Origin of the sequence: Azospirillum melinis (assembly GCF_013340935.1) — a bacterium.
Classification (GTDB): Bacteria; Pseudomonadota; Alphaproteobacteria; order Azospirillales; family Azospirillaceae; genus Azospirillum; species Azospirillum melinis.
Genome location: NZ_WHOS01000003.1, coordinates 12,518 through 33,784 on the forward strand (window position 1 = coordinate 12,518; position 21,267 = coordinate 33,784).

The window sequence follows — 21,267 nt, forward strand, 5'->3', positions numbered from 1 at the left end:
AGGGTGCCGGGGTGACGACTTTTTGTTGGAAGGCCCGGGGTTAGAAGACAAGGACATGATATGACGGACGTGACGAACGAACTGGCGCTCAACCACACAGGGGGCGCGTCGGCCGGTGACTTCATCGAGTTGCTCAAGCCGCGGGTCATGTCGCTTGTGGTCTTCACCGGGCTGGCCGGCATCGTCCTGGCTCCCGGCCACATCCACCCCTTCCTCGCTCTGGTCGCCGTCCTGTGCATCGCCGTCGGCGCCGGGGCGTCGGGTGCCATCAACATGTGGTACGACCGCGACATCGACGCGGTGATGACCCGCACGGTGAAGCGCCCGATCCCGTCGGGCCGGGTCGAGCCGGCCGAGGCTCTCGGCTTCGGCGTCACCCTGTCGGTGCTGTCGGTGGTGGTGATGGGGCTGGCGGTGAACTGGACCGCCTCGGCCCTGCTGGCCCTGACCATCGGCTTCTATGTCTTCGTGTACACCATGTGGCTGAAGCGCCGGACCCCGCAGAACATCGTGATCGGCGGAGCCGCCGGCGCCTTCCCGCCGATGATCGGCTGGGTCGCGGTGACCGGCAGCGTCGATCTGCCGTCCATCCTGCTGTTCCTGCTGATCTTCCTGTGGACGCCGCCGCATTTCTGGGCGCTGGCCCTGTTCCGCAACGGCGACTACACCCGCGCCGGTGTGCCGATGATGCCGGTGGTGGCGGGCGAGGCGGCGACCAAGCGGCAGATGCTGGTCTACACGCTGATCCTGCTGCCGGTGGCCGCGGCGCCATCCTTCGTCGGCATCGCCGGTCCGGTCTATCTGGCGGTTTCGGCCATCCTCGGCCTGATGTTCGTCGGCTGCGCCGTCCGCGTCCTGCGGACAGGCGACGACAAGCCGGCCAAGAAGATGTTCGGCTTCTCGATCCTGTACCTGTTCCTGCTGTTCGCCGTGATGATGGGCGAGCGGCTTATCCTTGGAGGGTGGGCATGACGGTGATGGAACGCGATGACCTGACCGATACCCGCAACTCCGTCGAAGAGCAGCGCCGGCAGGAAGCCGCCCTGCGGGCCAGAAAGCTGCGCGGACGCAATCTGGCCGTTCTGGCGGCGCTGCTGGCTCTGGTGGTCCTCTTTTATGCGATCACCGTCGTCCGGATGGGCGGGGGGCACTGATGAACGGGCGCGACGACAGGCTGCGCCGTCGCAACCGCCTCGTCCTCGGCACGCTGTTCGGGCTGGTGGCGGGGATGATCGGGCTGACCTATGCGTCGGTCCCGCTCTACAACCTGTTCTGCTCGGTCACCGGCTTCGGCGGCACCACCCAGCGTGCCGAACAGGCGGCGGCGCGTGTCGTCGAGCGCACGGTGACCGTCCGCTTCAACGCCGACACCAACTCCGCCCTTCCCTGGGCCTTCCGGCCGGAGCAGAAGGATCTGGTGCTGAAGCTGGGCGAAACCGGCTTCGCCGCCTACCGGGCGGAAAATCGCGGGAAGGCGCCGACCGTCGGCACCGCCGTCTACAACGTCACGCCGGAAAAGGCGGGCGCCTATTTCAACAAGATGCAGTGCTTCTGCTTCACCGAACAGGTCCTCGAACCCGGTCAGGTCGTGGACATGCCGGTGACCTTCTTCGTCGACCCGTCGATGGCCGACGATCCGAACATGGACGACGTGAGCACCATCACGCTGTCCTACACCTTCTTCCGCGCCAAGGACAGCGAGGCCAGGCTGGCACAGCACACGGCCGCCGCATCCACGTCCCCGGCGCCGGAGTCAGGAAAACAAAAGGCGGAGCCGGGGGCGACCGCCACAAACTGAACCATATGGGGTAGTGAGACGATGGCCGACATCACCCACGGGCAAATGCCGCACGCTGAACCATCAGCCCATGAACCGGGCGCCGGCATCCCGCATCCCTACCATCTGCTGAAGCCGAGCCCCTGGCCGCTGATCGGCGCCTTTTCCGGCGGGCTTCTGGCGACCGGTCTGGTCATCTACATGCATGGCGGCGGCAAGCTGCTGATGATCCTGGGTGTGCTGGCCATCCTGGTGACGATGTTCGGCTGGTGGCGGTCGGTCATCCGCGAGTCGGTGGTGGAGCACGCCCACACCCCGGTTGTGAAGATCGGCCTTCGTTATGGCATGGCGCTGTTCATCGCGTCGGAGGTGATGTTCTTCGCCGCCTTCTTCTGGGCCTTCTTCCACGCGGCGCTGGAACCGAAGGTGTCGCCGATCAATCCCGACGCCATCTGGCCGCCGCCGAACGTGCATGTCATCGACGCCTTCGACATGCCGCTGATGATGACGCTGACCCTGCTGCTGTCGGGCGTCACCGTGACCTGGGCCCACCATGCCATCCTGGAGGGGCACAACCGCACGGCGGCCAAGGCGCTGGGCCTGACCGTGCTGCTCGGCGTCCTGTTCACCTTCTTCCAGGCTTATGAGTACGTCCACGCCTCCTTCAAGTTCACCGACGGCATCTTCCCCTCGACCTTCTACATGGCGACCGGCTTCCACGGCTTCCATGTGCTTGTCGGCACCATCTTCCTGGCGGTCTGCTGGTTCCGCACGGTCAAGGGGCACTTCACCCCGGAAAGCCATTTCGGCTTCGAGGCGGCGGCCTGGTACTGGCACTTCGTCGACGTCGTCTGGCTGTTCCTGTTCGTGTCGGTCTACTGGTGGGGTGGTCATGGCGGCGTGGTCGCCGTCCACTGACGCGACCGGTGCCGAGCCGTTCCGGCGGCGGCCTGTATCGCTGCCGGAACGGTCCGGACGGGAGGTGATGGCGTGATCGATCTGTACCCCAGGGTTTCCCCCCTGTCGGCGGGCCTGCGCAGCGTCTGTCCGCGGTGCGGCAAGGGACGGCTGTATGACGGCTACCTGACCGTCGCGGAACGCTGCAATGTCTGCGACCTGGATTTTTCGCAGGTCGACAGCGGCGACGGGCCGGCGGTCTTCCTGATCTTCATTCTGGGTTTCCTCGTGGTGCCGGTGGCACTCTGGGTATCGATGACGGTGGACTGGCCGCTGTGGCTGCATGCCATCGTCTGGAGCATCGTCGTGCTGGCCCTGACGCTGGGCATGCTGCGGCCGGCCAAGGCTTATGTGATCGCCCTCCAGTACCGCTATCGCCGCAGCGAATTGGAGAAGGGCTCTTGAGCGCAACCGTGGTCGAGACGGCGGGGCGGCGGCATTTCCGCCCCACGCTGGGAGCGACGCTGGTCACGCTGGCCGGGCTCGCGGTCACCATCGGGCTCGGCACATGGCAGCTGGAGCGGCTGCACTGGAAGCAGGAGCTGATCGCCCGGATCGACCGGCAGATGGCCGAACCGCCCGCTCCGCTGCCCGCCCGGATCGACGACCCCGCCGCCTGGGAGTTCCGGCCGGTGACGCTCGCCGGGCATTTCCTGAACGACAAGGACCTGCTGGTGATCGCCCGCCCGCACCAGGGGCAGGTCGGCTATGAGGTGCTGACCCCGTTCGAACGGGCCGACGGGGCCGGCATCCTGCTGGTCAACCGCGGTTTCGTGCCGATGGACCGCCGCGATCCGGCGACCCGCGCCGCTGCTCGGGTGGAAGGCGGGACGACCGTCAGGGGCATCGTCCGCGTGCCGCAGCCGCCAGGAGTCTTCCAGCCCGGCAACGGCACCCCGGCACCCGGTTCCGCCTGGATGCGCGCCGACCCGCCGGCGATGGCCGCCGCCCTGTCGCTGGGCGATGTGGCGCCTGTCGTGGTGGAGATGCTGCCGGGACAGGGTGCCGATAACGGGACCAGGCTGCCCGGCGCGCCGGCCGGGACGCTGGCGGGGATCGAGCCGCGGGTGGAACTGCCGAACAACCACCTGCAGTATGCCTTGACCTGGTACGGGCTTGCGGTGACGCTCGCCGGGATCTACGTGCTGTCACAGCGCAAGCGCGCCGACACCGGAACCGACGGACGACCCGATGACCGCATATCAGGAGCTTGAACGCCGCCACGCCCGCATCGCCGCCATCGGCGACGCGCTGGGCATTCTCGGCTGGGACACCCAGACGATCATGCCGGAGGGGGCCAACGACGGCCGGGCGGAGCAGACCGCGACCCTGTCGGTGATCGCCCACGAACTGGCGACCGACCCGCGCATGGGCGATCTGCTGGCGGAGGCGGAGGGCGACGGCAGCCTCGACGCCTGGCAGCGCGCCAACCTGCGCGAGATGCGCCGCCACCACATCCAGGCCACCGCCGTCCCTGCCGATCTGGTCGAGGCGACCAGCAAGGCGGTGTCGGTCTGCGAGATGACCTGGCGCGCCGCGCGGGCAAAGAGCGACTATGCCAAGCTGCTGCCCTCGCTGACCGAGGTTCTGGCCCGCGTCCGCGAGGGAGCCGAGGCGCTCGGCTCCGTGATGGGGATCAGCGCCTATGACGCGCTTCTCGACAGCCACGATCCGGGCGCGCGGGCGGAGCGGATCGACGCGCTGTTCGCCGATCTGTCCGGCTTCCTGCCCGACCTGATCGGCCGCGTCCTCGACAAGCAGGCGGCGGCGCCGGCGGTGACCGAGCCGCAGGGGCCGTTTCCGGTCGAGAAACAGCGCGAGCTTGGCGTCCGCATGATGGAGCGGCTGGGCTTCGATTTCCGCCGCGGCCGGCTGGACGTGTCGCTGCATCCCTTCTGCGGCGGGGCCACCGGCGACGTGCGCATCACCACCCGCTATGACGAGGCGAACTTCACCGATGCGCTGATGGGCATCCTGCACGAGACCGGCCATGCGCTGTACGAGCAGAACCGTCCGGCCGCGTGGCTGACCCAGCCGGTCGGCCAGTCCCGCGGCATGGCGGTGCATGAGAGCCAGTCGCTGCTGATGGAGATGCAGGCCTGCCGCTCGGCCGAGTTCATCACCTGGCTGGCGCCCGTGGTGCGCGAGACCTTCGGCGGGGAGGGGCCGGCCTGGGAAGCCGACAATCTGCGCCGCCTCTACAGCCGGGTGGAGCGCGGCTTCATCCGCGTCAATGCCGACGAGGTGACCTATCCCGCCCACATCATCCTGCGCTACCGCCTGGAAAAGGCACTGGTCGCCGGCGACCTGACACTGCCGGACCTGCCGGGCGCCTGGAACGACGGCATGGCCGAACTCGTGGGCGTGGTTCCGCCGAACGACCGGCTCGGCTGTTTGCAGGACATCCACTGGCCCGGCGGCGGCTGGGGCTATTTCCCCAGCTACACGCTGGGCGCGATGACCGCGGCCCAACTGTTCGACGCTGCCCGCACCGCCGATCCGGAGATCGTCCCGGCCCTGTCGCGCGGCGAGTTCGCGCCGCTGGTGAACTGGCTGCGGGTGAATGTCCATGAAACCGGCTGCTTCTACGCCTCCGGCGACGATCTGCTGACCGCGGCGACCGGCCGGCCGCTCGACGCGTCGGTGTTCAAGCGGCATCTGGAGCGGCGCTATCTCTGACCGTCAACTCGCGGGAGGCGTGCGGAAGCCTCTTGGCAAGCGCGGGAAATGGCTTATCTTTAGGGACAGGTGCATCGAGGCGGGCCAGCCCCGATGCACCCATCCGATCAGCGGTTCAGAAGATCAAGGCACGCCTTGATAACCTGTAACAGCAGGATCAGGAGTGTGAGGATTTTGTCCATCCTCTTTTCTCCCTTGTTCGTGTGCGGCGGTGGCGGCCTGTCCGCCACCCCGTTCACACGCTCCCACTATAGACGCATGGTTGCAGATATGTGCGGCGCTACCGTCCGGTGGCGTGCATCTTTCTGTGGATAATCGGATCCGATAGAACCCGCTCAACAGGATCACAATTATCCGCTCATGAAAAAGGCCGCCCACAAGGCGGCCTGTTTTCGGTGAGCGTGGCGACCGGGATCACCCGCGCGCGGTGCTGCGCAGGGTCTCCTCGGCGGCGCGGATCAGCGCCATCGACTTGTTGACGGTCTCCTGATACTCGGCTTCCGGGTCGCTGTCGGCGACGACGCCGCCGCCGGCCTGGACATACATCATGCCGTCCTTCAGCACGGCGGTGCGCAGCGCGATGCAGGTGTCCATGGCACCCGACGCGCCGAAATAGCCGACGCAGCCGGCATAGACGCCGCGGCGGGCCTTCTCCAGCTCGTCGATGATCTCCATGGCGCGGACCTTCGGCGCGCCGGACACCGTGCCGGCGGGGAAGCCGGCGACCAGGGCGTCGAGCGCGTCGAACTTCGGATCCAGCTCGCCCTCGACGTTGGAGACGATGTGCATGACGTGGCTGTAAAGCTCCACGATCATCTTGGACGTCACCTTGACCGTGCCGACCTTCGCCACCCGGCCGACGTCGTTGCGGCCGAGGTCGAGCAGCATCAGATGCTCGGCCAGTTCCTTCGGATCGCTCAGCAGGTCGGCGGCCAGCGCCTCGTCCTCCGCCGTGGTGGCGCCGCGCTTGCGGGTGCCGGCGATGGGACGGACGGTGACCTTGCCGTCGCGCACGCGCACCAGGATTTCCGGGCTGGAGCCGACTACCGTCAGGTCGCCGAAGTCGCAGTGGAACAGGAAGGGCGACGGGTTCAGCCGGCGCAGCGTGCGGTACAGCGCCAGCGGCGACGGCTTGAAGGGGAAGCGGATGCGCTGGGACGGCACGACCTGGAAGATGTCGCCGGCCCGGATGTACTCCTTCGCCTTCTCCACGATCGCGTGATACTCCTCGCGCGTCGTGTTGGAGGTCCAGGCCAACGGCAGGCCGGCCTCCGCCCGCGGCTCCCGCCGGTAGGGCAGGGGGCGTTCCAGATCGGCCAGCGCGTCGGTCAGCCGCTCCCGCGCGTCGGCATAGGCGGTGGCGGCATCCTTGCCGCCCTTCGGCCAGACCGGCGTCACCAGCGTGATCGAATCGGTGTGGCTGTCGAAGATGGCGACGATGCTGGGCCGGGTCAGGATGGCGTCCGGTATGTTCAGCTCGTCCGGATTGTTGTCCGGCAGCCGCTCCATCAGGCGGACCATGTCGTAGGTCATGTAGCCGAACAGCCCGGCGGCCATCGGCGGCAGCGCTTCCGGCAGGTCGATCCGGCTCTCGTTGATCAGCGCGCGCAACTCGTCCAGCGGTGCATTGTCGAGCGGCTTGAAGGCGTCGCGGTCATGCAGCGCGTCGCGGTTGATCTCCGCCCGGTTGCCGCGCGACCGCCACACCACGTCCGGCTTGAAACCGATCACCGAATAGCGGTCGCGCCGCGATCCCGCCCCGCGCTCCGCCGACTCCAGCAGGAAGCCGAAGGGACGGCCGTCCGCCAGCTTCATATAGGCGGAGACCGGGGTCTCCAGATCGCTGACCAGCGTGGTCCACACCACCTGCGGCCGACCGGCGGCGTAAGCGGCATCGAAGCTGGCGATATCGGGCTGGACCTTCACGGCACGAGACCTCTTGGATTGCTGTCGGCTGCGCCGAAGCCTCAGTTGCTGGCGAAGAACTGGTCGATGCGCTGGCGATGGATGCGGACCGGATACTTGTCGCGCAGCGCGTTGGTGAACTCCGCCACCAGATCGCTCTCCATCCCCTGCTCGACCGCGGCGCGGACCGGCGCCAGATCGGCGTCGGCGGCCTTCGGATCGGCCGGGATGATCTCCTTCAGGCGGGTGACGACCTGGGCATCGGCGGTGTTGCCGGTGACGACCTCGTTCGGCTTGGCGGCGAACAGCTTGGCGACCATCTCGGCCGGCAGGCCCTGGACCGCCTGGGCGTCGCGGGTGAAGGGGCTGGTCATGGCGAAGGTGGCGCCGGCCTGGGTGGCGATGTCCTGGGCCGCGGCCTCCGCACCCTGCTTCAGGCGGGTGGCGATCTCCTCCGCCTTCTTGGCGGCGCGCTCGGCGCGCTGTTCCTGCTGCCAGTCGGCGATGACCTGCTCGCGCACATCGGCCAGCGGACGGACGGCGGCGGGGATCACGCTGTCGACGCGGACGGCGGTGAAGTTGCTTCCCTCGCCCTCGGTCAGGTTGGTGGAGGCGCCGGTCTTCAATTGGAAGACGTTCGGCAGCAGCGCTTTCAGGCCAGGCAGGTCCGGCGCGGCGTCCTTGCCGTCCGGGGCCTTGCCGGTGCTGTCGACGGCGGCGACCTTGCTCAGCACCAGACCCTGGGCCTGGGCGACCTCGTCGAGCGACGCGCCGCTGGCCAGCTGGTCTTCGACCCGGTTGGCGATGGAGAAGACGGAATCGAGCGCCTGCTCCTTCTTCAGCTCGGCCGCCAGCTGGTCGCGCACATCCTCGAAGCTCTTGGTCGAGGCCGGGGTGACGCCGGTGATGGCCATGACATGCCAGCCGAGCGCGCTCCTGATCGGATCGGAGGGCTTGCCCGGCTCCAGCGCGAAGGCGGCGTCGCCGATCTCCGGCAGGTCGGCCTTGGCGATGTTGTCCAGTGTCACCGGCTCGACGCCGGCGTCCTTGGCGGCTTCGGCCAGACCCTTGGCCTTGGCGGCCTCGGCGATCTGCCTGGCCTTCGCCTCGTCGTCGGTCACCACCATCTGGACCGAGCGCTTTTCCGGGGCGCCGAATTCGTTCGCGCGCTCCTCATACGCCTTGCGCAGCTGGGCGTCGTCGATCTTGATGTCCTTCGCCAGCGCGTCGGGCGACAGGCGGGCGACCGTGAGGGCGCGGTATTCCGGGGCGGTGAAGCGGACCTGATGGTCGTCGTAGGCCTGCTTGACCGTCGCGTCGTCGGGCACGCCGACATCGCCGATGGAGGCGTTGGGCAGGGTCACCACCTCCGCCACGCGCTTTTCGCCGCGATAGCGGTAGAGGTCCTGCACCAGCGGCTGCGGCGGGGTCAGGCCGGCCGACACCGCACCCGCGACCAGCTGGCGCGCGGTCTCGCGCTGGATCATCGCGACATAGCCGTCTTCGGTCAGCTGGTTGTTGCGCAGCACCGACCGGAAGATGTTGGGGTCGAACTGGCCCTGCTGGTTGCGGAAGGCCGGCTCGTCGGCGATGCGCAGGCGGACCACCTCCGGCCCGACGGCGATGCCCATGTCGGCGGCGGCGAGGTCGAACAGCGTGCGCTGGACCAGCGATTGCAGCGACTGTTCCAGAAGGCCGAAGCGCTTGGCCTGCTCGGCGGTCAGGTTGCCGCCCAGCATCGGGCGCAGCCGTTCCATCTGCCGGCGGAATTCCTGGTCCAGCGCCTGCTGCCCGATCTCCACCTTGCCGACTTCGGCGACGGTGGTGGGCGTGGTGGAACGGAACACGTCGCCGATCCCCCAGATGCCGAAGCTGAGGATCAACAGCACGAACAGGATCTTGACGACCCAGGAGCCGGCGAAATTGCGGATGAACTGGAGCATGGGACCCGAATCTAAGCGCGTCGTTCGGCCATCCGGCCGGGGCGGCGCATCATAGATAGGGGAGGGAGGGGCGGCAACAGCCCATTTCCGGCTTGGGCGCCGCCACCCGCGCTCGGCGGCGGGGTCCATCCATGCGAACGCCCCGGCCCTGCCTGGGAAAAGCGGGGCCGGGGCGTCCGATGGTCACGCCGTGTCGGCAAACCCTTGCGGGCGCCGGGATCGCGTCGGCGGTTACTTCAGCGCGTCGCGCACGGCATCCTTGGCGCCGCCGACGGTGTTCTGCACCTTGCCGGCCGCCTTTTCGCCGCGGCCCTCGGCCTCGGTCTTGGTGTCGCCGGTCAGCTTGCCGGCGGCTTCCTTGATGGCACCCTTGATGGAACGGGCAGCGCCCTCGATGCGATCCTTGTCCATGGTGGCAACCTCATGTGTGTTGGTTATGCCTGGACAACAGGACGGAAGACAAAAGGGTCCATTAAAAATATTACACGAAAGACAAGCGGCCCGCCCCGGTGCTCATGCCGCGCTTACGCCCGGCGCGGCCCGTCGACTCCGCGGCCGGACGACCGCGCCGGCACGCCGCCATCGACGGGCAGGTCACGGCGCATCGGCCCGGCGCTGTGACGGCGCAGAGCCGCCAGTTGCAGGGCGTGATGGGTGATCTGGTTGCGGAAATCGCGGTCGACCCGGCTGAAGGCGCTGTAGGCGAGCTTCACCGCCGCCGGGGACCGGGTGTGCAGGGCATCGTTCAGGGAATCGCGCAGGGTGCGCAGTTCGAGGATACCGGGAACGAAGGCCATTTCGACCGCCTCCGCCAGGATCTCGACGGAACACAGCGTGGCTTCGTCATCGAGCGTCAGGCTCAATCCGTGTTCTCCCCGGCCGTGGTCAGGAACCGAGCAGATCCAGCACCGCCGGCAGGCAGCGGCTGCGGGACAGGCACTCTTCGCAACAACCCGTCATCGGGCGCGGGTCCGGACAATGCCGGCTGCGCAACGCCTCCAGCCCCTGGAACAGGATGCGCTTCTTCGATTCCGAAATCACGTCGGTGGCCCGGATCGTTTCGATGGCGTCGCGCATCGGGTCGGTAGCGTCTATGAGCATCATAGTATGCCTCCTGCCCAGCGAATCTATGCCGCACCCCCAGCCAAGTCCATGAATGCACTGTAATATTAGGACGGCAAATTGAAACGAGCTGTGGCGCGTTGCAATGACGCGCAACCTGTTGACGCCAAAGGACTCGGTCGTCAGCATCCTGCCATCGGAAGCGAAGCTGAGTTGGAAGAACGGATGGAGCGGACACAGGGCGCGACGCTGGCGCTGTATGGCGCGGCAGCGCTGGCCGAGATCGCCGGCTGCTTCGCCTTCTGGGCCTGGATAAGGCTGGGCCGCAGTGCGTGGCTGGCTGTGCCGGGCGTGGCGAGCCTGTGCCTGTTCGCCTGGCTGCTGACGCGGGCCGACGCCGAATTCGCCGGGCGGGCCTATGCCGCCTATGGCGGCGTCTACATCGCGGCGTCGCTGCTGTGGCTGTGGCTGGTCGAGGGCGCGCGGCCGGACCGCTGGGATGCGGCCGGCGCGCTGATCTGTCTGGGCGGAGCGGCGCTTATTCTGGCCGGGCCGCGCGGGGGCTGAGCGCCGACGCCGGTCGGCTGACCCAAGGGTGCAGGGCGGGGCCGTTGACCAGCACCAGCCGGCCGTCATCCACCCGCAGATAGGCCCCGACGCGCACCCGGCGACGCAGGATGTCGTCGTTGAGCATGATCTGCGCATCGGCCAGGGACAGCGGGGTGCCCTGGTAGTATGCACGGCCGTCGGAGTGTCGGATCTGGCTGAATGCGTTGGTCATGACGGAATGCTCCCAATCGTTTTTTCTCGAACCGCGGACCGTTGGCGGACCCGACCTGCCGGTGCCAGCCGACCTGGGGGGTCGGTTGTTGCGGCCATTGTCAGGAAAAACGCCTGGGACCTGCGGTTTATTCCTCCATCAGGCACAAAGAGACGGGACTGGCTGAAAAAATGCCGGGACGGTTCCCGGATCGCCTGTGTTGGCGAATAGCGTTGGCGAATATCTTGGGGCGTATACCGCCGAAGGTCCAGCATGCCGGACCCAATGCCCCCGAATTGTCGCAGACCACACGCGCGAAAGCTGTAGTGGTGCGGCGGACGGTGCGCGTCTATCTCCGAAACCGCGGTCCGCATTGAACCATGTCAATCGTACTTCGACCTCTAACCGTTAGAGTGCGAAAGCATCACGGCGACAGGGTTGCGGAAATGTCCTGCATTTACGCGTCCGCTTGGCGTTGGAAAAGTTGCCGGACGGGGTCATAATACCACCGTCGGGCATCCGAATTCGGTCAGCCGGGCTCCCGGTGATGCATCACGAGGTCCGTCTTTCGGGCCGGACAGAAGAAACGGATCGCTTCGTGGACCTACAACCGGCGGATCAGATGAACGGTTCCGAGTGCAGCGGGTCCGGCGCGGCGGGAGCCGCCGGGATGCCGCGCGATCCGGCCTTTCTGGCCTCGCTGGCCGCCAGCCTGCTCGACGATGGCGGAATGGCGGGCGGGATGGCGCTGGTCTATCTGGACTGCGACCGCGTGTGCCGGCATGCCAACCGCCATTTCGCGGCGGCGCTCGACCGCTCCCCGGCGGAACTGATCGGCCGGCCGCTCGCCGCCATCGACCATCCCGTGACCGCGGCGCTGGGGGCCGCCATCGCCGCCATCATCTCCCTGGGCCAGTCTCAGGCGCACGGCTCCGCCCCGGTCGATTGCCCGACGGTCGGCTGCGACGGCCGCCGCTCGATTCTCAGCGGCAGCGTGACCGCCCATCGCGACGGCGCCGGGACGATTCTCGGCTTTCTCGGCACCTTTCACCAGACCGGCGATCCCGACCGCATCGCCGAGTTCGTGACCTGCCGCGACAGCTTCGTCGCCACCCTGCTGGACGCGGCGGTGGACGGCATCATCGTGTCCGACCGCAGCGGCATCATCCGCTCGATCAACCGCGCCTGCTGCCGCCTGTTCGGCTATGAGGACAGCGAACTGGTCGGGCGCAGCATGACCATCCTGATGCCGCCGCCCTTCTCCCGCGACCACACCCGCTATGTCGACACCTACATGCGGACCGAGCGGGCCAAGATCATCGGCATCGGCCGCGACACGCTGGGCCAGCGCAAGGACGGCACGGTGTTTCCCATCCATCTCAGCGTCGGCGAGGCGCGGATGGGCGACGACGTCACCTTCGTCGGCATCATCCGCGACATTTCCGACCGTCTGGCGGCGGAGCAGCGCGCCTCCTACCTTGCGCGGCACGACCCGCTGACCGGCGTTCTGACCCGAACCGCCTTTCTGGAGGAGTGCGAGGCGCTGTTCGCCGGCCATCGCGCCGACGGGCCGGAGGGCAGCGGCAGCGGCGGGGCAGGCGGCGGGCTGTTCGCGCTGTTTGCGCTGGACGTCGACCAGTTCAGCGACGTGAACGAAGCCTTCGGCTTCCATGTCGGCGATGCCGCGCTGAAGGCGATGGTCAGCCGGGTGACCGAGGTGCTGCCGCCCAACACCATCATCTGCCGCATCGCCGCCGACGAATTCGCAGCGCTGTCACGGGTGGCCGATGCCGATCAGGCGCGCACGCTGGCCGGGGTGCTGCACGACCGGCTGACCGCGTCGATCTACGCCGACCGCCATTGGGTGCGGCTGCGGCTGTCGGTCGGCGCCGCGGTGCAGGACGAGACGGTCAGCACGCTGGAGGATCTGAACGCCAAGGCCAAGCTGGCCTTGCAGGCGGTGCAGCACAATGGCGGCAACGCCATCTGCTTCTACACGCCGGAAATGGCGGCGGCGGCGACGCGGCGGATGATGCTGACTATGCATCTGACCCACGCGATCGAACGGAACGAGCTGCGCCTCGTCTACCAGCCCATCGTCGACAGGGCCGGCCGGGTCCGCTCGGCGGAGGCGCTGCTGCGCTGGGACCATCACGCGCTGGGGCCGGTGTCGCCCGGGGAGTTCATCCCCGTCGCCGAGGAAAGCGGCCTTATCGTGCCGATCACCGATTGGGTGCTGTCCACCGCCATCGCCCAGATGACGGCCTGGGAGGCGGAGGGCGTGCTGCCCGACCGCGTCTTCCTCAACATCTCCGGCCAGCAGTTCCTGCGCGGCAACCTCACGCTGCGCCTGGAGGAACTGCTGGGCGAGCATCCGTCGCTGCGCAGCCATCTGGGGCTGGAGATCACCGAACAGGCGGCGGTGCGCGATCTGAAGGTGGCGGTGCGGACGCTGGGCGAGCTGGCCGATCTCGGCATCCAGGCGGCCATCGACGATTTCGGCTCCGGCTATTCCTCGCTCAGCTACGTGCAGCAGCTGCCGGTGGCGAAGCTGAAGATCGACCGCGCCTTCGTCATCGACGTGCCGGAAAATCCGAAGAGCAACGCGCTGGTCCGCGCCGCCGTCGGCATGGCGCACGGCCTTGGCCTGACCACCGTGGCGGAAGGGGTGGAGACGGTGGAACAGCGCGATTTCCTGGTGTCGGTCGGCTGCGACCTGATGCAGGGCTACCTGTTCGGCCGTCCGATGGCGCCCGAGGCGCTGGCCGACATGGTGCGCACGCAGGCCGCGCCGGCCATCGCCTGACCTCCCGGCCCGGCGCCGGGATCAAGGGCCGAGCGATGCGGGCGAGGGAACGGTCATCCGCCCCTCACAGCTTTTCCGCCGGCTCCCATCCCTCCGGCGCCATCCGGAACCCGGCGAACTCGAAGGCCGGCGCCACGGTGCAGCTCACCAGCGACCAGCCGTCCGGCCCCTCGGCCAGGCTTCGCGCCGCCTGCCAGGCACCCACCGGCACCACCGCCTGCGGCCTCTCGCCGCCCGCGATGTCCATCCCCAGCCGGCGGCGCTCGACCGTTCCGCCATCCTCATAAATCAACAGCTCCAGCGGCGCCCCGCCGTGCCAGAGCCAGATCTCCACGGCATCCACCGTATGCCAATGCGACCGCTGCCCGGCCTTCAGCAGGAAGTAGATGGCCGTCACCGCCCCGCGCCCACCGTTGCCCGGCGCACGGTAGGTCTCGGCGTAGAAGCCCCCCTCCGGATGCGGCTGCAACCCCAGCAGTCCGATCAGCCGCTCGGCGGACAAGGCGTGTTCAGACATTGTCGGTATCGCTCACAGGGATGGTCAGGTCGAAGGACACCCGCGTGTCCTCGTAGATCGCCGCCAGCGGCAGCGTCACCTCCAGCGCCGGGATCGTCAGCATGCCGTCGCGCCCGGACAGCAGCTCATGCGTCCAGCCATCGCCGGCCCGGCGGAAGCTCTCGACCACCGCCACGCGCTTATGGATCAGCACATAGTGGCTCAGCGAGGGGAGGGTGCGGTAGGCGGCGCTTTTGGTGGTGTGGTCGTAGCTGGAGGTGCTGTCGGACAGCACCTCTACGATCAGGATCGGTTCGCGGGCCAGCCGGTCGCGGTCGTCCAGGGCGGTGCAGGTGACGAAGACATCCGGATAGAACACCGACTCGTCGGCCCGGATGCGCATCGTTTCCTGAAACACCCGGCAGGGCGACCCGCGCAGATCGCCGCGCAGGGCGGCATAGACGTTGCCGACGATCTGGTTGTGGGCGACCGTTCCGCCGATCATGGCGACGATTTCGCCCTGGAGGAACTCGTGGCGGCTGTCCTGCCGCTCCTCCCAGGCGAGAAACTCGTCAAGCGTCATCCGGCGCTCTTTGCGCAGGGCCATGGCCGCCCTCCCGGTCGGTGAAAGGTCGCCCCGTCTTTTTACACCGACCGCGTCCGCGCCGCCATGCCCAGCCCCTCGCGCAGCTCCGGCAGCAGCATCGCCCCCAGCATGGCGATCACCGGCAGCACCGCATAGTCGCCCTGCGCCGCCGCGTCGATCAGTTCGCGGGCGCTGTGCAGCTCGATCCGCATGTCCTCCAGATCCCCCTGATCCGGCTCCGCCACCTTGCGGGCGCCCTTGGCGTGGAACATGTGGCAGGTGCTGCCCTTCGAGTTCGCCCCGACCACGAAGCCGCCCAGCGCCGTCCAGTCGTCGGCGGCATAGCCGGTTTCCTCCAGCAGCTCGCGCCTGGCGGCGGCCAGCGGATCCTCGCCGGGCTCGATGGCGCCGGCGGGGAAGGTCAGGCTGACGCGGCGCGGCCCATGCTTGTAGGTGCGCAGCATCACGACCTTGCCGTCCTCGGTCTCCACATACATCAGGGCGAAGTCGGGCTGGTCGATCTGGTAGAAATTCTCCACCGTCCGCCCGTCGGGCAGCTGGACCGTCTCCGCCCGCACCTTCAGGTACGGGCTGGCATCCAGCAGTTCGCGGCTGCCCAGAACGTCCCAAGGCTTCTGTTCGTCCTGCTTCCGGTCGTCGCTCATGCGGCGCTCCCGTAAGGCGGCTGGGTGTAGCCGGCGGGGGAGAGGGTGAAGATCTCGCAGCCGTCCTCGGTGATGCCGATCTGGTGCTCGAACTGTGCCGACAGCGAGCGGTCGCGGGTGACCGTGGTCCAGCCGTCGGACAGGATCTTCACCTCCGGCCGGCCGGCGTTGATCATCGGCTCGACCGTGAAGACCATGCCGGGGCGCAGCTCGACGCCGGTGCCGGGCTTGCCGAAGTGATCGACGTGCGGGGCGCCGTGGAAGACCTGCCCGATGCCGTGCCCGCCGAAATCGCGCACGACCGAGCAGCGCGCCGCCTCCGCCATCGTCTGGATGGCATGGCCGATGTCGCCCAGATGGTTGCCGGGCCTGGCCTGGGCGATGCCGGCCATCATGCAGCGATAGGTCAGGTCGACCAGCTTGCGCGCCTTCACGCCGATCTTCTCGCCGACGAAATACATGCGGCTGCTGTCGCCGTACCAGCCGTCCAGGATCACGGTGACGTCGATGTTGACGATGTCGCCCTCGACCAGCGTCTTGTCGTCGCTGGGGATGCCGTGGTTGACGACATGGTTGGGCGAGATGCAGCTGCAGGCCGGATAGCCCTGATAGCCCAGCGTCGCCGGGATGCCGCCGCGGTCGCGCTGGAATTCCTCGATCAGCTTGTCGAGTCGCCCTGTGCTGACGCCCGGCACCACGAAGGGCGCGATGTAGTCCAGCGTCTCGGCCGCCAGCCGGCAGGCCTTGCGCAGCGCCGCGAACTCTTCCGGACCGTGCAGAACGATCCGTCGTCCATCCCTGTCCATCAAACCGTCATCCGTCACGTAAATCCTCTGACCATCCTTCGGCTGCCGCGACCATCCGCAGACAGCGCAACAAGCTATCACGGCACCCGTCTGAAAAAAGCCCCCGCATTCCACCCCTGCAAACGTAGGATTCGGCGGAACGGCTTGCTATATGTGGCGGGCCCTATCCCCATCGGACTACCAGACCTTTGGCGAAGCCCACCACCCGATATGTCTGCCAGGCTTGCGGCGCCTCCTTCCCCAAATGGGCGGGCAAGTGCGACGCCTGCGGCGAATGGAACAGCCTCGTCGAGGAGGCCGCACCCGACAGCGCGCCCAAGGGGCTGGGCGCCGCCCGCGGCCGCCGCATCGACTTCGTCGGGCTGCACGGCTCCAGCGAGGCGCCGCCGCGGCGCATGACCGGCATCGCCGAGTTCGACCGCGTCTGCGGCGGCGGGCTGGTTCCCGGCTCGGCGATCCTGATCGGTGGCGATCCCGGCATCGGCAAATCGACCCTTCTGCTCCAGGCGATGGCCCGGCTGTCGCAGGACCACCGCTGCGCCTACGTCTCGGGCGAGGAGGCGGTCGATCAGGTCCGCCTGCGCGCCCAGCGGTTGGGCTGCGCCACCGCCCCCGTCGATCTGGCGTCGGCCACCAGCGTGCGTGACATCGTCGCCTCGCTGGACGACGCCAAGGGTCCGGAGGTGATCGTCATCGATTCGATCCAGACCATGTATATGGACAATCTGGACAGCGCCCCCGGCACCGTCGCCCAGGTCCGCGCCAGCGCGCAGGAACTGATCCGCGTCGCCAAGCGGCGCGGCGTCGTCCTGCTGCTGGTCGGCCATGTCACCAAGGAAGGCATGATCGCCGGTCCCCGCGTGCTGGAGCACATGGTGGACACCGTCCTTTATTTCGAAGGCGAGCGCGGCCACCAGTTCCGCATCCTGCGCGCGGTGAAGAACCGCTTCGGCCCGACCGACGAGATCGGCGTGTTCGAGATGGGCGACGCCGGCCTCGGCGAAGTCGCCAACCCGTCCGCCCTGTTCCTGGCCGAACGGCGCGGCGACGTGTCGGGGGCCGCCGTCTTCGCCGGCATGGAGGGCACCCGCCCCGTGCTGGTCGAGGTGCAGGCGCTGGTCGCCCCGTCGCCGCTCGGCACGCCGCGCCGCGCCGTGGTCGGTTGGGATTCGGCCCGCCTCGCCATGGTGCTGGCGGTGCTGGAGGCGCGCTGCGGCGTGCAGATCGGCGCCAACGACGTCTATCTGAGCGTGGCCGGCGGCCTGCGCATCACCGAACCGGCGGCCGATCTGGCGGTCGCCGCGGCGCTGGTTTCGTCGCTGACCGGGGAGCCGGTGCCGGCCGACACGGTGGTGTTCGGCGAACTCGGCCTGTCGGGCGAGGTCCGCGCCGTCAGCCAGACCGATACGAGGCTGAAGGAGGCGGCGAAGCTCGGCTTCTCCTCCGCCATCTTCCCGGCGCGCCGCGCCGGCAAGAAGGGCAGCCGCGGCGACAATGGTCTCAAGACGGTCGAACTCCAGCAGCTGGGCGAGCTGATGCCGCTGTTCCAGCCGCAGGGCTCTTCCGGCCGGCCGCCGTCCAGGCGCGCCCACGATGACAACGACACGCGCCGCTGGCGCGACGACGAATACATCTGACCAACCATACGTCATCAATCGGTACAGGCAATCGGCACAGGGTCATGGACACTCTTCCCGTCAATCCGGTGGACATCGTCGTCATCGCCGTGCTGCTTCTGGCCGCACTGCTCGCCTTCAGCCGCGGCCTCGTCGCCGAACTGGTGTCGGTCGCCGCCTGGGCCGGTGCGGCGATTATCACGCTCTACGCGCTGCCTCATGTCCTGCCCTATGCGCAGATCTACATCCGCTTCGAGATGCTGGCCTATGCCGCCTCGGCGGTCGGCGTCTTCATCGTCGCGCTGATCGTGCTGTCGCTCCTGGGCCGCAGCCTGTCGCGCGGGGTGCAGGCCTCGGCCCTGTCGGCGCTGGACCGCACGCTGGGCTTCGCCTTCGGTCTGGTGAAGGGTGGGATTCTCGTTTCCATCGCCTACCTGTTCTTCCTGTGGCTGGTGCCGAACCAGGCCGAACAGCCGGTCTGGCTCCAGCAGGCGAAGACCCGGCCCTTCCTGGCGATGGGGGCGGAAACGCTCTACGCCTTCGTGCCGGAAAATCTGCGCAAGGAAGGTCTCGGCCAGATGGACATGGCGCGCGACCGTGCGCGTCAGGCGATGGAGGCCAAGCAGGCGCTCGACCGCCTGTCGACGCCGGTGCCCAGCCCCGCGAAGACCGGGGGTGCGCAGGCGCCCGATACCGGTTATAAGGACCGCGATCGCGCCGATCTTGAAAGGCTGATGCAGAACAACGCCCGCTGAGCTTGACCGCTCGGTTTTGGCGCGATCGACGTTTGTGGGACCGTGGTTTTTTCCGTTGCATGTGCTGACGCGCGCCGACGGCGCCTCTTGGACGAAGGACTTCTGGTGATGCTGACGACGCATCCGTTCGACGACGACAAGCTGCGCGAAGAGTGCGGCGTGTTCGGCATCTACGGCAACCCGCAGGCGGGCGCCATCACGGCGCTGGGCCTGCATGCCCTGCAGCACCGCGGGCAGGAGGCGGCGGGCATCGTCAGCTTCGACGGCGGCCGTTTCCACCTCCAGCACACGCTGGGCCTGGTCGGCGACCATTTCAGCTCCGAGGCGATCATCGCCAAGCTGAAGGGCGGCAGCGCCATCGGCCATGTGCGCTACGCCACCACCGGCGACACCTCGATCCGCAACGTCCAGCCGCTCTATGCCGACTTCGAGTTCGGCGGCTTCGCGCTGGCCCACAACGGCAACCTGACCAACGCCCAGGTGCTGCGCCGTCAGCTGGTCCGCCGCGGCTGCCTGTTCCAGTCCTCCACCGACACCGAGGTCATCGTCCACCTGATGGCGACCGCCCGCGGCGGCTCGCCGGTCGACCGGCTGATCGAGGCGGTGCGGCAGGTCGAGGGCGCCTTCTCCCTGGTGGCGCTGACCTCCAAGGAGGTCATCGGCGTGCGCGACGCGCTCGGCGTCCGTCCGCTGGTGCTGGGCAAGCTCGGCGACACCTACATCCTGGCGAGCGAGACCTGCGCCTTCGACATCGTCGGCGCCGACTATGTCCGTGACGTCGAGCCGGGCGAGATGATCGTCATCGACGACAGCGGCCTCCACAGCCTGCGCCCGTTCCAGCCGCAGCAGCGCCGCCTGTGCATCTTCGAATACATCTACTTCGCCCGTCCCGACAGCGTGATGGAGGGCACCTCCGTCTATCAGGCGCGCCAGCGCATCGGCCGTGAGCTGGCCCGCGAGGCCGGCGTTCCCGCCGACGTGATCGTGCCGGTGCCCGACAGCGGCGTGCCCGCGGCGCTGGGTTATGCCCAGGAAGCCGGCGTGCCCTTCGACCTCGGCATCATCCGCAACCATTATGTCGGCCGCACCTTCATCGAGCCGACCGACCAGATCCGTCACCTGGGCGTGAAGCTGAAGCACAACGCCAACCGCGCGATGATCGAGGGCAAGCGCGTCGTGCTGGTGGACGACAGCATCGTCCGCGGCACCACGTCCAAGAAGATCGTCGAGATGGTGCGCGCCGCCGGGGCCAAGGAGGTGCACATGCGCATCTCCAGCCCGCCGACCTCGCACCCCTGCTTCTACGGCATCGACACGCCGGAGCAGGGCAAGCTGCTGGCCCATCGCATGACGGTGGAACAGATGCGCGAGTTCATCCAGGCCGACAGCCTCGCCTTCATCTCGCTCGACGGCCTCTACCGCGCGATGGGCGAGGAGAAGCGCGACCCCGCCAAGCTCGGCTACTGCGACGCCTGCTTCACCGGCGATTACCCGATCCCGCTGACCGACGCGCTGGAGCATCCGCCGGCCGAGGCGAACGTCCCGGTCCGCGCCTGATCCCAAGAAAACCCTCCCCCCGCAACGGGGGAGGGTTTTTCATATGTGAACGAACAATAATCCCAGGAAACGAGTCGCCCCCATGTCCCGTCTCTCCGGCCGCATCGCCCTCGTCACCGGCGCCTCGCGCGGCATCGGCGCCGCCGTCGCCAAGCGCTTCGCCGCCGAAGGCGCCCATCTGGTTCTGGTCGCCCGCACGGTCGGCGGGCTGGAGGAGACCGACGACGCCATCCAGAAGATCTCCGGCCAGTCGGCGACCCTGGTGCTGATGGACATGCGCGACTACGACAAGATCGACCAGCTCGGCCATGCGCTCTACCAGCGCTTCGGCAAGCTGGACGTCGTCGTCGGCAATGCCGGCGCGCTGGAGGCTCTCGGCCCGGTCGCCCAGTACGATCCGAAGCTGTGGTCGCGGGTGATGGATCTGAACGTGACGGCGAACTACCGACTGATCCGCTCGATGGACCCGCTGCTGCGCGCGTCGGGCACCGGCCGCGCCATCTTCGTGACGTCCGCCGCCGCCAAGGCGCCGCACCATTACTGGATGCCCTACGGCGCCAGCAAGGCGGCGCTGGAGATGATCGTGAAGACCTACGCGATGGAGGTCGCCGGCTCGACCCTGCGCGTCAACCTGCTCGACCCCGGCGTGGTGGCAAGCAAGCTGCGCACCCAGGCCTTCCCCGGCGAGGACCCGACGAAGGTCGCCCAGCCCGACGACGTGACCGAACGCTTTGTCGAACTGGCCGAGGCCGGCTGCGAGCGCCACGGGGAGCTGGTTCTGGGGCAGTAAAGTAAATTGCCCTCTCCCGCCCCGGGAGAGGGCGCAGAGCCGACGGCCATAGGCCGGACGAGCACCGAAGGTGATCGTAGGCGGAGCGCGGTCGCGAGACTTGCGAG

Annotated in this window: 23 protein-coding genes; 13 read left to right on the forward strand and 10 right to left on the reverse strand. The window is 68.1% G+C overall.

Features of this window, described 5'->3' with window-relative positions:
* Positions 1 to 60 precede the first annotated feature (60 nt).
* The 7 genes from cyoE (at position 61) to GBZ48_RS03315 (ending at position 5,413) form a co-directional block, all read left to right on the forward strand.
* Positions 61 to 972 (forward strand): heme o synthase, encoded by a 912-nt coding sequence (gene cyoE / locus GBZ48_RS03285; RefSeq protein ID WP_174469717.1) that lies wholly within the window; start codon positions 61 to 63, stop codon positions 970 to 972.
* Positions 969 to 1,154, forward strand: a complete 186-nt coding sequence (locus GBZ48_RS03290) for a hypothetical protein (RefSeq protein ID WP_174469708.1) — start codon at positions 969 to 971, stop codon at positions 1,152 to 1,154. The genes cyoE and GBZ48_RS03290 overlap by 4 nt, the downstream gene beginning before the upstream one ends.
* A complete protein-coding gene (locus GBZ48_RS03295) occupies positions 1,154 to 1,798 on the forward strand; it encodes a cytochrome c oxidase assembly protein (protein ID WP_174469718.1) in 645 nt (214 codons plus the stop codon). The genes GBZ48_RS03290 and GBZ48_RS03295 overlap by 1 nt, the downstream gene beginning before the upstream one ends.
* A 21-nt stretch (positions 1,799 to 1,819) precedes the next feature.
* Positions 1,820 to 2,695 carry a cytochrome c oxidase subunit 3 gene (locus GBZ48_RS03300; RefSeq protein ID WP_209798131.1) on the forward strand — a complete coding sequence of 292 codons (876 nt, stop codon included), beginning with the start codon at positions 1,820 to 1,822 and terminating at the stop codon, positions 2,693 to 2,695.
* 72 nt (positions 2,696 to 2,767) lie between these two features.
* A complete protein-coding gene (locus GBZ48_RS03305) occupies positions 2,768 to 3,139 on the forward strand; it encodes a DUF983 domain-containing protein (RefSeq protein WP_343049187.1) in 372 nt (123 codons plus the stop codon).
* Positions 3,136 to 3,948, forward strand: coding sequence for an SURF1 family protein (locus GBZ48_RS03310; protein ID WP_209798132.1), 813 nt, complete (start codon positions 3,136 to 3,138; stop codon positions 3,946 to 3,948). Before GBZ48_RS03305 ends, GBZ48_RS03310 begins: the two co-directional genes overlap by 4 nt.
* Positions 3,926 to 5,413 (forward strand): carboxypeptidase M32, encoded by a 1,488-nt coding sequence (locus GBZ48_RS03315; protein ID WP_174469719.1) that lies wholly within the window; start codon positions 3,926 to 3,928, stop codon positions 5,411 to 5,413. The genes GBZ48_RS03310 and GBZ48_RS03315 overlap by 23 nt, the downstream gene beginning before the upstream one ends.
* 414 nt (positions 5,414 to 5,827) lie before the next feature.
* Here the strand turns inward: GBZ48_RS03315 and trpE are convergent, their stop codons facing one another.
* The 5 genes from trpE to GBZ48_RS03340 all read right to left on the reverse strand — a co-directional run bounded on the left by trpE (position 5,828) and on the right by GBZ48_RS03340 (position 10,365).
* Entirely contained in the window at positions 5,828 to 7,339 is a 1,512-nt protein-coding gene (gene trpE / locus GBZ48_RS03320; protein WP_174469720.1) for an anthranilate synthase component I, read from the reverse strand.
* A gap of 41 nt (positions 7,340 to 7,380) precedes the next feature.
* On the reverse strand, positions 7,381 to 9,261 hold the full coding sequence (locus GBZ48_RS03325; protein WP_174469721.1) for a peptidylprolyl isomerase: 1,881 nt from the start codon (positions 9,259 to 9,261) through the stop codon (positions 7,381 to 7,383).
* Positions 9,262 to 9,492: 231 nt separating this feature from the next.
* Positions 9,493 to 9,672: a CsbD family protein gene (locus tag GBZ48_RS03330; protein ID WP_174469722.1), complete on the reverse strand. Its 180-nt coding sequence runs from the start codon at positions 9,670 to 9,672 to the stop codon at positions 9,493 to 9,495.
* Positions 9,673 to 9,785: 113 nt separating this feature from the next.
* A complete protein-coding gene (locus tag GBZ48_RS03335) occupies positions 9,786 to 10,124 on the reverse strand; it encodes a hypothetical protein (protein WP_174469723.1) in 339 nt (112 codons plus the stop codon).
* 22 nt (positions 10,125 to 10,146) lie between these two features.
* A complete protein-coding gene (locus GBZ48_RS03340) occupies positions 10,147 to 10,365 on the reverse strand; it encodes a hypothetical protein (RefSeq protein ID WP_174469724.1) in 219 nt (72 codons plus the stop codon).
* A 183-nt stretch (positions 10,366 to 10,548) separates the two neighbouring features.
* Here GBZ48_RS03340 and GBZ48_RS03345 point away from each other — a divergent pair, with 183 nt between their 5' ends.
* Positions 10,549 to 10,890 (forward strand): YnfA family protein, encoded by a 342-nt coding sequence (locus GBZ48_RS03345; RefSeq protein WP_174469725.1) that lies wholly within the window; start codon positions 10,549 to 10,551, stop codon positions 10,888 to 10,890.
* Here the strand turns inward: GBZ48_RS03345 and GBZ48_RS03350 are convergent.
* Positions 10,862 to 11,104 (reverse strand): hypothetical protein, encoded by a 243-nt coding sequence (locus GBZ48_RS03350; RefSeq protein ID WP_174469726.1) that lies wholly within the window; start codon positions 11,102 to 11,104, stop codon positions 10,862 to 10,864. The genes GBZ48_RS03345 and GBZ48_RS03350 overlap by 29 nt on opposite strands.
* A 649-nt stretch (positions 11,105 to 11,753) precedes the next feature.
* Between GBZ48_RS03350 and GBZ48_RS03355 the strand changes: the two genes are divergently transcribed.
* Positions 11,754 to 13,889, forward strand: coding sequence for a putative bifunctional diguanylate cyclase/phosphodiesterase (locus tag GBZ48_RS03355; protein ID WP_246306955.1), 2,136 nt, complete (start codon positions 11,754 to 11,756; stop codon positions 13,887 to 13,889).
* A gap of 64 nt (positions 13,890 to 13,953) precedes the next feature.
* Here the strand turns inward: GBZ48_RS03355 and GBZ48_RS03360 are convergent, their stop codons facing one another.
* The 4 genes from GBZ48_RS03360 to map are packed head-to-tail and all read right to left on the reverse strand — an operon-like array spanning position 13,954 to position 16,442.
* Complete coding sequence (locus GBZ48_RS03360; RefSeq protein WP_174469728.1) at positions 13,954 to 14,406, reverse strand: cupin domain-containing protein; 453 nt, start codon at positions 14,404 to 14,406, stop codon at positions 13,954 to 13,956.
* The gene (locus GBZ48_RS03365; protein ID WP_174469729.1) at positions 14,399 to 14,992 is read right to left on the reverse strand and encodes a Uma2 family endonuclease; all 594 of its coding nucleotides are present in this window, start codon (positions 14,990 to 14,992) and stop codon (positions 14,399 to 14,401) included. The genes GBZ48_RS03360 and GBZ48_RS03365 overlap by 8 nt, the downstream gene beginning before the upstream one ends.
* A 38-nt stretch (positions 14,993 to 15,030) precedes the next feature.
* Positions 15,031 to 15,636, reverse strand: coding sequence for an NUDIX hydrolase (locus GBZ48_RS03370; protein ID WP_174469730.1), 606 nt, complete (start codon positions 15,634 to 15,636; stop codon positions 15,031 to 15,033).
* The gene (map, locus tag GBZ48_RS03375) at positions 15,633 to 16,442 is read right to left on the reverse strand and encodes a type I methionyl aminopeptidase (protein WP_174469731.1); all 810 of its coding nucleotides are present in this window, start codon (positions 16,440 to 16,442) and stop codon (positions 15,633 to 15,635) included. The genes GBZ48_RS03370 and map overlap by 4 nt, the downstream gene beginning before the upstream one ends.
* A gap of 188 nt (positions 16,443 to 16,630) precedes the next feature.
* On the opposite strand from map, the gene radA reads away from it, so the two are divergent.
* The 4 genes from radA (at position 16,631) to GBZ48_RS03395 (ending at position 21,160) form a co-directional block, all read left to right on the forward strand.
* Entirely contained in the window at positions 16,631 to 18,079 is a 1,449-nt protein-coding gene (gene radA / locus GBZ48_RS03380) for a DNA repair protein RadA (protein ID WP_174469732.1), read from the forward strand.
* Between the two features lie 44 nt (positions 18,080 to 18,123).
* The gene (locus GBZ48_RS03385) at positions 18,124 to 18,813 is read left to right on the forward strand and encodes a CvpA family protein (RefSeq protein ID WP_174469733.1); all 690 of its coding nucleotides are present in this window, start codon (positions 18,124 to 18,126) and stop codon (positions 18,811 to 18,813) included.
* A gap of 108 nt (positions 18,814 to 18,921) precedes the next feature.
* On the forward strand, positions 18,922 to 20,370 hold the full coding sequence (gene purF / locus GBZ48_RS03390) for an amidophosphoribosyltransferase (protein ID WP_174469734.1): 1,449 nt from the start codon (positions 18,922 to 18,924) through the stop codon (positions 20,368 to 20,370).
* Positions 20,371 to 20,452: 82 nt separating this feature from the next.
* Entirely contained in the window at positions 20,453 to 21,160 is a 708-nt protein-coding gene (locus tag GBZ48_RS03395; protein ID WP_174469735.1) for an SDR family NAD(P)-dependent oxidoreductase, read from the forward strand.
* Positions 21,161 to 21,267: the final 107 nt, after the last annotated feature.